This window comes from Photobacterium sp. SP02 (assembly GCF_038519165.1).
Classification (GTDB): domain Bacteria; phylum Pseudomonadota; class Gammaproteobacteria; order Enterobacterales; family Vibrionaceae; genus Photobacterium; species Photobacterium halotolerans.
On sequence record NZ_JASJOJ010000003.1, the window covers coordinates 127,251 to 139,275 of the forward strand.

Genomic DNA, 12,025 nt, shown 5'->3' on the forward strand with positions numbered 1-12,025 from the left:
CGATTGTGGTATTAAAAAATTTTGGCTCAATAGTTATTAAAATTCTACAAACTTGATTTGTATTTATTAATCCCCCTTACCAAGGTGATTAATGGCAAAATCTTCCCTAGAAAGATAAAAACAGTTCCTAAAAAAGCGAGTATCTCCATTGCTTTATCCTGTTCTGAAAATACGCTCAATAAAGAACTGGATTTATAATCCATCAAATCCCTTTTTTCTTAACGCGTTAACCTTGAGTAAATATTTTAATGACATTAATGTCAATTAAAAACCATTCAGACACATCTTAAAACTTAACCAATAAGTTTGAAGAACACTCAACCCTGAACTAATGTCGAAATACCAAAAAGTAACCTTCTAATTACATCTTATTAACAGGGAGCGAGCTGTACCCTCTATCAACAAGGATAATTCATGTCTGACATGCCTCCTCGCATCATGCGCGATTATTTATATGATGCGCTCAATGAACTCAATATCCGCCAAATTTTTGGCGTTCCTGGCACCAATGAAATTCCAATTATCGACGGCACCTCCTACGCTGAAAATAATGTCGAGTATGTCGAATGTTTACACGAAAACATTGCTATGGGTGCGGCCATGGGCGCGGCACGCATGACGGGTGAACCCGGGGTGCTGGTCGTTCACATCACACCGGGCATCGCACACGGTATCGGCAACCTGTTCAACGCTTATCGCTCTCACACGCCGCTGGTTATACTCTGCTGCCAGCAACAAAACGAGCTGGTCACGCAAGAACCTCTGCTTTCGTCCAACATCAAAGAGTTAGCCAGTCAGTACTGTAAATGGTCGCATGAACTGCGCACACCTTACGAATTCCCACTGGTGCTGCAAAGGGCCTTCAAAGAAGCCAAAGCCCCGGCTTGTGGCCCGGTGTTTATCTCTATTCCCTGGGAATTCATGATGGCAAAACCCTTGCCAAGCCTGCCTGAAAAGCTGCCGGGTATTACTCGTATTCCGACCAATTTCGCCGGTGATCCGGATGAAATCAGGCGTTTGGCTGAGCGCTTTGCACAGGCCAAAAACCCTATCATCATTGCCGGTGACGGTGTCGGGTACGACAACGCCTCGGAACAATTGCAAGTATTAGCGCAAACTGTCGGTGCGCCTGTGGCGTTGCAGACCTTCAGTAGTTTGGCAAACTTCCCGAACGATGACTATCACTGGCAGGGAGAGCTGCCGGGTAATCAGGCCATGCTGCAAGCCATCTATCAGCAGCATGATGTGGCTTTTCTGGTGGGCTACAGTAATCAGGCCCAGGTTACTGTGTTTAATTATGCGGATGGGCCGCTAATCCCGACGTCTGTGGACATTTTGTACCTTTCAAATAATACCTGGGACATAGGTAAAAACTACTACGGCAGGCATGCCGTGCTGGGTGGGATCAGAGCCAGCCTGGAAAAACTGAATCAAGTCATGGCCGAATTGCCTGTTTCCGGTGACATGCAGCGCGAAAGGGACGCCCGCAATCAGTTATTGAGCAAGCTTTGCGAACAGCGCCGTCAGGACTGGGATGCGTATTTACAGCAAGCCCAGCAAGACGCCTCAGGTACCATTAACCCGGCACTGATCCCGCACTATTTATCTCAGGCCATTACCCAACAAGGGCTGGCGAACGAGTTTGTCTATGTGCATGAGGCCGTGTCTGACAGCCCAAGCTTTCAATACCTGATGCCGCTGAATCAGGAAATGAGTAAGCCGGTAAGCTACTACTGCGTATCAGGCGGTTCACTCGGCTGGTCAATGCCCGCATCGCTGGGTATTAAAATTCAACCCACCGCGATTCAGGGTGTCACCCCCAAACTGGTGATCAATGCGGTCGGTGATGGTTCGTCCCTGTTTTACCCGCAAGTGTGGTGGAGTGCCGCCAAATATCAGCTCGCCGTGTTATACATCATCACCAATAACCGGGAATACCATACCTTGCAAAATGGCCTCGAAGAGGTGATTGGCTCTTATGGCTGGGAACCAAAGAAAAAGCCGGTAGAGCCCGACCCTGCCGATCCAACCAGTTACCATAATTACGACGTTGATTATCTGTCGTTGCAGCATCCTCAGCTCAATTTCCATCAGATCGCCAATGCAATGGGGGCGGATATTCAGGGGCAAGTAGTAGAAAAAACAGGCGACCTGAATGCCGCTTTACAGCAAGCGATTCACTACGTACTGAATGAAAACAAACCTTATGTGCTGGACATCCGTACTGAACGCGATCCAGCCGCAGTCCAACAAAGCGGGGGGCGCTCAAAACGTCACCGACGTATCGACGTCCGCCTCTGAATTATTTCCACAAGCAGCTTCTGGATGAAATCAATCCGGATAATGTCAGCACTCTGGCCTGATCCGCCACATTCTATCTACAAGGAAAAGTAATATGAGTGAACATTATGATGTCGCCATTATTGGTGCTGGTGTATCGGGCGTTTACAGCGCCTGGCAGTTAAAAAAGAACTTCCCCGGTAAGCGCATTGCTGTTTTTGAAGGCAGCGATCGCGTCGGTGGCCGTTTACTGTCGGTCAAGGCGCCGGATGTCAATAACATGGTCGCTGAGCTGGGTGGCATGCGCATTCTGGATGTCAAGCGGCAGCCACTGATCCACGCATTACTGAATGAAATCAACCAGTTTTCTTCGCTGCCAGATCCGATAGAAACCTACCCTTTCCCGGTCGATACACCGGCCAATATCGCCTTTTTACGCGATGTACGGCTCCGGCTCTGGGATTATCAAAATAACCCGCATGCTGTGCCATACAACTACAGTCCTGACGCTTTCGGTAAAACACCCGGCGCTTTGGTTATTGAGGCATTCGATAAAATCGTTCCCGGCATTACCGCCATTGATCTTACGGAACAACAGCGCCGTGAAATGGCAATGAATGCGGAATTCAATGGCAAAATGCTGTACGAACAAGGCTTTTGGAATGTTCTGCAAGTTGTCATGAGCAGCGAAGACTACAGTTACTGCCGCGATGCCGGTGGCTACAATTCTACCTTGTCTAACTGGAATGCCGCCGATGCCATCCCCTGGTTTCTGACCGATTTCGGTGATGGTGTCGAATACCTCGGCTTTAAACAAGGCTTCCAGTCAGTACCATTAGCGCTGGCCAGAGAACTTCAGGCGATTGGTGGCGAGCTGTTACTCGGTCACAAACTGAATGGTTTTGAACAGGTGAACGGTGTATTTAGCCTCAATTTCACCAGTGAATTGGCGGACACGGCATACAATGCTATCCAGTGTACAGCCACGCATGTTGTGCTTGCTATGCCAAGACGCGCCATCGACTTACTGGAACCAAATTGTCCTGTTTTGCAGCAACCAGAAGTAAAAGCCTTAACCGGCAGTGTTACGCCAAGGCCGCTGTTTAAATTATTTACCACTTACGCATCCCCCTGGTGGGTTGAGCAATCCGGCATTGAAGCAGGACGCAGCGTGACTGACATGCCCGTCCGGCAAACCTATTACTGGCCAACCGACGAGGGGCAGCCTGCGTTACACGGCCCGGCAATCCTGATGGCAAGTTATGATGACGGCGTCAATGTGGGGTTCTGGGATGGCTACAGACAAAAACGTGGCCTGGCATGGAAACAACAGCTGGAAGTCCTGCCCTTACCAGAACACAAGGCATTTACCGGGCGTCTGTTGAAACAGCAAAATGTCGATCCGCAATGGGAAGCGCATCAGGCGCCTGAGTCTATGATGACCGAAGTCACCCGCCAGGTTAACCTGATGCATAATGTGTCTGCCACAGATGAGGCGCAAACGCTGCCGCTTCAGGCGGCATTTCGTGACTGGGGTGATGACCCTTATGGCGGCGGCTGGAACAGCTGGAATATTGGTGTGCAAAGTGATGATGTGGCCAATAACATCGTCCAGCCATTAGCGAATACTCACCTTTATATCTGTGGCGAGGCCTACTCCCACAGCCAGGGATGGGTCGAAGGCGCTCTGCAGACCGCACAGCTTATGCTGGCGAAACTGGACGTTCAGCTCAAGGCGTAAGGAAATGAATCACAGGCCAGGTATTATCTGGCCTGTGATGTCAATAACTGACAAAGCAGTGCCTTCTTTTAAGATAAGAACCGTCCCGTCCAAAAATTTGAGCTCTCCTGCAAATTCCATTCTCTGTTCCTGTCATTTTGGCGTAACAATATCAAACACTTTGCTTTCACTGGATAGTGGCCCCACTGGCGAGTAAACTGCAATACAGTGATTATGGAAACACTTAACCGGAGCGTTAGAAATCATGTTAGACACTCGCCACGCATCAGTCATTCAGGAACGCATAGATAACAAAACCAAGCCTCTGGGCGCGTTGGGGCAACTCGAAACCACAGCCCACCAGCTTGCTTTATTACAAAGTCAGGGGCAGAAAGAGGCGGTTTCTCAAATTTCCTTAACTCAGCCCACCATGCTGCTGTTTGCCGGCGATCATGGCATTGCCAAAGAAGGCGTCAGTATTGCCCCCAGCGAAGTAACCCAGCAAATGGTGCTCAATTTCCTTGCCGGCGGTGCGGCTATCAATCAGTTCTGCCGCATTAACAACATTGTTCTGAAAGTCATTGATTGCGGCATTCTGCTACCGGTGGAAACCGATCATCCTGATTTCATCGTCCAGCGTCTGGGTGCCGGAACACATAACCTCGCCCAGAAAGCCGCCATGAGTCAGCAGCAGGTTGCCGAGGGGCTGGAGTTGGGCAGTGCGATTGCAAAACAGACCATAGCAGCGGGCTGTAATCTGCTGATGTTCGGAGAAATGGGCATTGCCAATACCAGCAGCTCTTCCGCCTTACTGTCGGCGCTCAGTATGACAGACGCGGCCTATTGCGTCGGTAAAGGCACAGGGATCAGCGATGCCCAACTGGGCAACAAGATCAGTCTGATTCGTCAGGGTGTTGCCAGATACAATGAAAACGGTGAACCGGGTCCATTACGTGCCCTCGCAGAGCTGGGCGGTTTTGAAATCGTTCAGATGGTCGGCGCATTTCTGGCCGCCAGTGACCAACGCGTCCCGGTTTTGGTGGATGGGTTTATCGTTTCGATCGCCGCTTATATTGCCACATTGCTCAAGCCGGAAGCTCGTGATGTGATGATTTTTGCGCACCGTTCTGAAGAGCAAGGACATCAAAAAGTGCTAGCCCTTCTTGAAGCTCAACCTATGCTGGATTTAGGCTTGCGTCTGGGTGAAGGAACAGGTGCGGCACTGGCCTACCCTCTGCTTCGTGCCAGTGCTGAATTTTACAATAACATGGCCAGCTTCGCCGATGCCGGAGTCACGGTGTAAATGTTCAACCTTCGTTATCAGTACCAGTTGTTTTGTCTGGCGGTGTCTTTTTTCAGCCGCCTGCCCATTCCAGCGTCAACCCCTTATTCCGACGAACGTATGAATCGGGCCGGGCGTTACTTTGCGCTGGTTGGGCTAGTGCTGGGGGCGCTGTGTGCCATTGCTTACAGCCTGTCGGCAGCCTGGTTACCACCACAGTTTGCCGTCTTTATCACTATGGTGTTCAGCCTGCTTCTGACCGGGGCTTTTCATGAGGATGGCCTGACCGACATGGCTGACGGCATTGGCGGTGGCATGACGACTGAACGCCGTCTGATCATAATGAAAGACAGCCGGATCGGCACTTACGGTGCCGCCACCCTGATCATGGCCTTGCTGGGTAAATTTATCATGCTCAGCTATCTGGCTGTACACACCGAACTGGCCGTGATCCTGCTGATTGCCTACACACTCAGCCGTACAGTGGCGGCCTCACTGATTTTCGACATGCCCTATGTCAGCGACGCCAGTACCAGCAAGAGCAAACCTCTGGCCAATGCCCAGACCGTCCCTGAGTTGCTCTTTTCAGTGGCGACCGGTGTCCTCGTTTGCCTTGTGTTGACGCCCGATCTGGCGCTGGTGCTGATAGTGGCGGCGGTTCTGTTTCGGATCGGTTTCAAAGCCTGGCTGAATGCACGGCTTGGCGGGTTTACCGGTGACTGTCTGGGCGCCGCTCAGCAACTCATGGAACTCTTGATTTACCTGATCCTTATCACCTCAGTTCACAACCAGTGGGGATAAAATGACGATGCAAGCAACATTGAGCCTGATACTTGGTGGTGCACGATCCGGCAAATCACGTTTTGCCGAGCAGCAAGCCAAAGAAAAAGCCACACAGGGTCATAGACTGCATTATGTCGCCACCGCCACACCCTTTGATGATGAAATGCGCATGCGGATCAAACACCATCAGCAGCAACGTGGGGATGACTGGGCTGAACACGAATGTGCGTTGGAACTGGCAAATCTGTTAACTCAGTTTACCGCGAACGATGTGGTGTTGATTGAGTGTTTAACCCTCTGGCTGAATAACGTTATTTTCTCTCTGGGAGAAACATGCAGCAACGAGGCGCTGGAAGCGCGCATTGCCGAACTGGTCCAGGCTGCAAAAGACAGCCAGGCCCGGTTGATCTTTGTGTCAAACGAAGTCGGCATGGGGGTCGTGCCGCTCGGTGAAGTGAGCCGCTATTTTGTCGACAACGCCGGACGCATGAATCAGCAGTTTGCGGCCATTGCCGATGAGGTGACTCTGGTGGCAGCCGGCTTGCCACTCCAATTAAAAGGGAGCGCCAGGTGAAAACCTTCACCGTCACATTAGTCCGCCACGGCAAAGTCAATGGCGCACCCGCTTTGTACGGCTCAACGGATATAGCAGTGTGTCCCGAGACCAATCAGGCTATCTGCCACTCTCTCACCAAGGCTGGTATCAACTATACAACCGTCATCAGCTCTCCTTTGCGTCGCTGCTTATCGCTGGCTGAATTACTGGCAGGTGAACACACTCTGGTGTGCGAACCGGCATTAAAAGAAATGCACTTTGGTCAGTTAGATGGCACACCCTTTGAGGAAATAACCAGCGCGAGCGTAGAGTGGCAACAGCTTGAGCAATTCTGGCACGCCCCAGCCAGCTCAGGATTACCTGATGCCGAATCACTGGAAAGCTTCAGTATGCGGGTGACTGCCTGCTGGAGCAGGATAGTCAGCGAGCTGCGACACGATGTCGTGATCGTTACGCACGGCGGCGTAATTCGCGCCATAGTGGCGGATGTGCTTGGCCTCGACTGGAAAAATCCTCAATGGTATTCAAATTTAACGATTCGCAATGGCAGCGTCACCCAAATCCAGGTCACGCTGACAGATAACCTGCCCTATTTTGCCGTGAAGCAAATTGGCTCAATATACTGATCGATTTGGCCTGACTGTCGGCCTGTTCAAACCTGAAGCACAGGTACTTTCGATTGGAATGCGATCCGAACAAACCGGAAACCCCTTTGTGGTTTCCGGTTTTTTTCTTCTAGCTACAGAGCGTTACACCCCGGTATTGGCTTTTCTGACAGAGACCTGAACATCTTTCAAGCCGGCATCTTCAAGTTGATCCTGAATGCTTTTTTCCATTGAGGCCGTATTTGAGTCACCCTGAGGAAGAGCAATCTCTTCAAAATACAGCTCGCCGGTGAACTGATCTTCGGCGTAAAACTGGCCTTTAACGCGTGCTTTCTTCGGCGCCAGTACTTTGCCTAACCAATAACGGGTGTCATAAGAACCCGCCGTTTGCGCGATCCAGTTCCAGTCCCAGGTTTTGTTCATGCCCGTAATATCACGGTGATCCCACTGGAATTCCAGACTCTTTTCATTGCCGGCAAAGCGGCCAATAGCAAAGCTGGTATTAAAATCGGGTCTGTCTTCCGGGTGCCACAGCAATCCGTTGCCCGACCAGCGCATGAAACCATCAAAGCCCAGCTCATACGATACGTCCGCGTCAAAGACGTAAGGATAAGAGATATCAGCCCGGTACACGTTCAGCAGCACTTTCAGTGCGCTATTGGCCGGTACAACCGGTCTTGCCTGAATCGTTACTCTGTTACTTTCTTCACCGCTACTGGTGCTTCCCCATGCCTGAGTAGCGCCGAAAGTGACTGAAATCGATTTGTCTACGCCACCTGTGACATCAGGACTTTTGAACGTGCTGGAAACTGCGATACTTTCACTGAAGCTGTAATCATTACTCTGTGACCAGCTGGTTGACGTGTTGTAACTGATATCAATGACGTATTGCTGCTGAATGCTGGTTTTATTGACCGCCGTCGAGGAGATCGTATTCACCAGCTGACTATTTGAATTCACGATAGAACCGTCGATTTTAAATGAGGCCGGATCCATGGTGTATGCAAAGTTTTTCGCCTTAATGGTGGTCATATCCTGACAACGGTATCCGTCACACGGGCCATCATTACCCCGAATCTTCCAGGCGCTTTCGTTACTGTCCCACCAGACTCTCATGTCATCGCCAACCTGGCTTCCTTTCGGACCACCCACCCAGGCATAACCCATATGGTGAGCCAGATACGCGGCAGGTTTTACAAAACCGTCCTGATCATTGAGCAATGTCCATTCAACTCGCTCTTTAGAGCCTTCATCAATGGAAATAGCAGGGAAAGATAAAATGTTTGTGTCTGCATTAAGAGGATAACAAGCGGTATGGCTGGCGGTTCCCTGTTTAATTTCACCCATGTAACCGGGCCCCATAATGACCCAGCCATCGGCTAAAGTCACATAAGACCACTTTCCGATTTTATTCATGATCGAATCTCGAAAACGCAGTGCTTCTGAACGCGTGACTGGCCGGAAGTCGGCTTTACAGATTTCAGGACCGAGATTGTAATGAATTTCGACTTCCTCCGGATAAAACGCACTGGTTTCCAGTGCAGCAGCGGACGCTATATGACCAAAAGGTAATAAAATTAATAAAGGCGTTATTTGTTTTTTCATTGAGACCTTCTTATAAAAATGCTGGTTTGCATCAATGCAAAATCATATGTAGCTAATAAAAATATCGCGCTCATATGCAACGCCGTTATATCAATGCATTTAATAAAAAGTCAATGACTTATTTTTATTCCTCTCTTTATTCACCCAATTAAATATCCGGAATAAAAAAGACAAATAACATATCAGTACATCGCTATATTAGGAGATATGACACCTCATCAAGCCAAAAACAAAAAACCATCAAAAACAACATGATAAAAATAAAAGCAACGATGTAATCGATATCAAAAATTGAAACCTGCTTTCAGTGACAAGCTGTTATTAACAATAAAAGCTTTGACCTTCCATTACTATTTTAGCGATGCATCACTTTGTATCGATTAAAAAACATAGATAATAATGTAATAAAAATATCTATACCGTCTGGCTGTCCAGCTTCAAGCCTCAGTTGTAGAATATTTACTCTAGTGGTAAATACAAAATACTGTTCACAGTATTTTTATTTCTCTCGCTTATAATCTCTTTTTTTGATGGATTGATTTCAATGGTATCCCTGTTTCTTAAGTGTCTGCTGGGGGCGCTGGCTGTACTGCTGATTGCGATACTTTCCAAAAGTAAAAGTTTTTTCATTGCAGGTTTGGTGCCCTTATTTCCAACTTTTGCCTTAATTGCCCACTATATTATTGGCACAGAGCGCACCATGCCGGATTTGAGAGTGACCGCTCTGTTCAGTCTGTATTCATTAGTTCCCTATGCCGCTTATCTGGTAGCCGTGTACTACTTCAGTTATCGGTTTAGCTTATTCTGGACACTAGGTCTGGCAACTCTGGTGTGGGTCGGTTTCGCTGCTGCCCTGTTGCTTGGCTGGAGCCGCTTGTATACCGGCATCGCCTGACAGCGAATGCCTTATCACTATTCAACATACTGTTGATGTGGTTGAATTACGAGCAGCATCAAAGACAAACGCCCAGTATTGGCTAACCATTTTCAAGGAAGAAGCATGAAACTAGCGCAACTGAACATCGCCCTTGCTAAATACCCAATGGATGCACCTGAAATTAAAGATTTTGCCGATAACCTGGATCCTGTGAATGCCATTGCTGAAAGCAGCGAAGGCTTCATATGGCGGCTTCAGGATGAATCCGGCGATGCAACCAGTATTCACGCATTCGACGACCCCAATATGATAATCAACATGTCTGTCTGGGAATCGGTGGATACGCTAAAAAACTTTATGTTTAGGACCCATCACCGCGACTTCATGCGTCGTAAGGCTGAGTGGTTTCATCGTTCAGCGGAAGATACTTATGTGCTGTGGTGGGTAGAAGATGATCATATCCCGACCATTACAGAAGCCAAAGAACGCCTTAATTACCTGAGAGATAAGGGTGACAGCCCATTTGCTTTTACGTTTAAGAGCAATTTTACGCCCGACGATGCGCTGGCGTATGAGCTTGAAGCCTGATGACTTTCAGGACGCATCTCAGGACGCATCATAAATGTCTGCTATCTTTTTTGCATGTGTTCCCACCGTTTTGATACGCATGCAGAAAGAAAGGATTCAACATGACGCGAAAACAGCCGCAACACCTCGCCAGCAGCTCTATCCGACTGAAAGACGATGCAAGCATTGAGCTTCTTGAGATGAATGACACTTTCTGGCCACGGTTAATGGCCGGTGAGCTTGGTGATTTTCATCATCAATATCTGGTCAGCTTGCACGATTTCAGCTCCGACTGGTCTGGTAGCGAAGCACACCCCCAAGGCGATGAAATTGTCATACTGCTATCCGGATCGGCAACATTTCAATTGGAAATGCCGGAAGGGATACACGAGGTCAGGTTGGAGTCCCCAGGATCATACGTGTTTGTACCTAAAGGCGTATGGCACACAGCGAAAATAGCACACTCGGCGCGCATGCTGTTTATCACCGCCGGTGAAGACACCCAGCACAGACAGCATGACAGCATGACAGCATGACAGCATGACAGCTAAAATCTCGCGAATAAACCAGGGCACTCAATGAGTGCCCTGCTATCGTCACTATTCCACCTCGAAACTCACAGATTGATTCACCGATAACAAAGCACTTAGTTAAGAAACTGCATGTTAAGCCCGAGAAAAACCTGCCAGTCCGGATAGCCAGGACCATCATCAGCTACCGAAAACTGCGGCTCGACAAAGAGGTTATACACTGTGTTGCCTTTTTTAATGACCTGACCCGCACCTATTCCCAATGGCACGCTATAACTGTCGTTCTCAAAGTTATAGACCCAGATTGGCGCAGCTCTCAGATAGGTTCCGCCACCCAATTGATAAAAGGCGAACGGCTGAAAAGCGGCGGCATTGACATCCTGCCGCGCATCTTCTCCGGCAAAACTGCCCTGCCAGGTAAGTAAATAGCCGTACTGGAACACAGGCGAACTGGCGTTAAACAACACGTTTGCCAAACCGGCAGACCACTTTTCACTACCCAATTCGTCTTCAGTTGCTGTGGGAGCCGTAAGCTGAGGTCCAATACCGAAACTCACCGCGGGATTCCCCGTATCCATCAGGTATGCGGCAAAAACATTGAAATCACCCATACCGGTTTGATGACCACCGGTAGGCGTTGTCGGGTAAGTGTTTACGGGCAAAGACGCGCGCATGATCCAGTTTGTTTCACCGACGGAAAACGGCTTGGCGAAGCGTACCCAAAACTGATTCGCATACTCGTCAGATTCAGTGACCTCTCCAATGTAGTAATTTTGAAAATTAAGCGCTGTCATGTTTGCCAGAGGGTTATTCGCTTGAGCGGCAGAGCTATCTGCGGCAAGTACCCCACCGGCGTGCAGTATACCGCCCAATGCCACCCAAGATTTCAACCACTTGAATTTCATACCATTTCCTTTTAGCCGATTGCTAATATAAGACAAATGATGTCTGACAAACTCCGGGACACCAATGCACTGACATACCGTCTGCCACTAAGGCTACTTTTTCTTACAGTGATGAGAACAAAAGTAAACAGATAAGAATAAAACTAGCATAGAGATTCAATTCTGCATCTTGCTGTTACCGCACAGCATTTTCCTGCGCTTCCAACAATTGTCTGCTATTGGGTTGACGCTTCATCAGCAGATATGCATATTGTTTTTCTTGTTGCGAAACAGAGAAACAGCCTAAACCTTGCTGAGAAATATTGAGAGCATAAG

The 12,025-nt window shown here is 48.8% G+C and carries 11 protein-coding genes; 9 read left to right on the forward strand and 2 right to left on the reverse strand.

What is annotated here, in order from left to right; all coding sequences use genetic code 11:
* Positions 1 to 414 precede the first annotated feature (414 nt).
* From P0Y67_RS02460 to P0Y67_RS02485, 6 genes are all read left to right on the forward strand, one after another.
* Positions 415 to 2,301 (forward strand): thiamine pyrophosphate-binding protein, encoded by a 1,887-nt coding sequence (locus tag P0Y67_RS02460; protein WP_342390598.1) that lies wholly within the window; start codon positions 415 to 417, stop codon positions 2,299 to 2,301.
* A gap of 94 nt (positions 2,302 to 2,395) precedes the next feature.
* The gene (locus tag P0Y67_RS02465; protein WP_342390599.1) at positions 2,396 to 4,021 is read left to right on the forward strand and encodes a flavin monoamine oxidase family protein; all 1,626 of its coding nucleotides are present in this window, start codon (positions 2,396 to 2,398) and stop codon (positions 4,019 to 4,021) included.
* Between the two features lie 244 nt (positions 4,022 to 4,265).
* Complete coding sequence (gene cobT / locus P0Y67_RS02470; RefSeq protein WP_342390600.1) at positions 4,266 to 5,303, forward strand: nicotinate-nucleotide--dimethylbenzimidazole phosphoribosyltransferase; 1,038 nt, start codon at positions 4,266 to 4,268, stop codon at positions 5,301 to 5,303.
* On the forward strand, positions 5,304 to 6,083 hold the full coding sequence (locus tag P0Y67_RS02475; RefSeq protein WP_342390601.1) for an adenosylcobinamide-GDP ribazoletransferase: 780 nt from the start codon (positions 5,304 to 5,306) through the stop codon (positions 6,081 to 6,083).
* A 1-nt stretch (position 6,084) separates the two neighbouring features.
* Positions 6,085 to 6,639: a bifunctional adenosylcobinamide kinase/adenosylcobinamide-phosphate guanylyltransferase gene (gene cobU / locus P0Y67_RS02480; protein WP_342390602.1), complete on the forward strand. Its 555-nt coding sequence runs from the start codon at positions 6,085 to 6,087 to the stop codon at positions 6,637 to 6,639.
* A complete protein-coding gene (locus tag P0Y67_RS02485) occupies positions 6,636 to 7,247 on the forward strand; it encodes a histidine phosphatase family protein (protein ID WP_342390603.1) in 612 nt (203 codons plus the stop codon). The genes cobU and P0Y67_RS02485 overlap by 4 nt, the downstream gene beginning before the upstream one ends.
* A gap of 123 nt (positions 7,248 to 7,370) precedes the next feature.
* Here the strand turns inward: P0Y67_RS02485 and P0Y67_RS02490 are convergent, their stop codons facing one another.
* Positions 7,371 to 8,831 (reverse strand): aerolysin family beta-barrel pore-forming toxin, encoded by a 1,461-nt coding sequence (locus P0Y67_RS02490; RefSeq protein WP_342390604.1) that lies wholly within the window; start codon positions 8,829 to 8,831, stop codon positions 7,371 to 7,373.
* A 544-nt stretch (positions 8,832 to 9,375) separates the two neighbouring features.
* Here P0Y67_RS02490 and P0Y67_RS02495 point away from each other — a divergent pair.
* The 3 genes from P0Y67_RS02495 (at position 9,376) to P0Y67_RS02505 (ending at position 10,811) form a co-directional block, all read left to right on the forward strand.
* Complete coding sequence (locus tag P0Y67_RS02495; RefSeq protein WP_342390605.1) at positions 9,376 to 9,726, forward strand: GlpM family protein; 351 nt, start codon at positions 9,376 to 9,378, stop codon at positions 9,724 to 9,726.
* A gap of 105 nt (positions 9,727 to 9,831) precedes the next feature.
* A complete protein-coding gene (locus P0Y67_RS02500; protein ID WP_342390606.1) occupies positions 9,832 to 10,296 on the forward strand; it encodes a DUF3291 domain-containing protein in 465 nt (154 codons plus the stop codon).
* Positions 10,297 to 10,397: 101 nt separating this feature from the next.
* On the forward strand, positions 10,398 to 10,811 hold the full coding sequence (locus P0Y67_RS02505; protein ID WP_342390607.1) for a cupin domain-containing protein: 414 nt from the start codon (positions 10,398 to 10,400) through the stop codon (positions 10,809 to 10,811).
* 110 nt (positions 10,812 to 10,921) lie between these two features.
* Here P0Y67_RS02505 and P0Y67_RS02510 read toward each other — a convergent pair whose 3' ends face one another.
* Positions 10,922 to 11,710 (reverse strand): hypothetical protein, encoded by a 789-nt coding sequence (locus tag P0Y67_RS02510; RefSeq protein WP_342390608.1) that lies wholly within the window; start codon positions 11,708 to 11,710, stop codon positions 10,922 to 10,924.
* Positions 11,711 to 12,025: the final 315 nt, after the last annotated feature.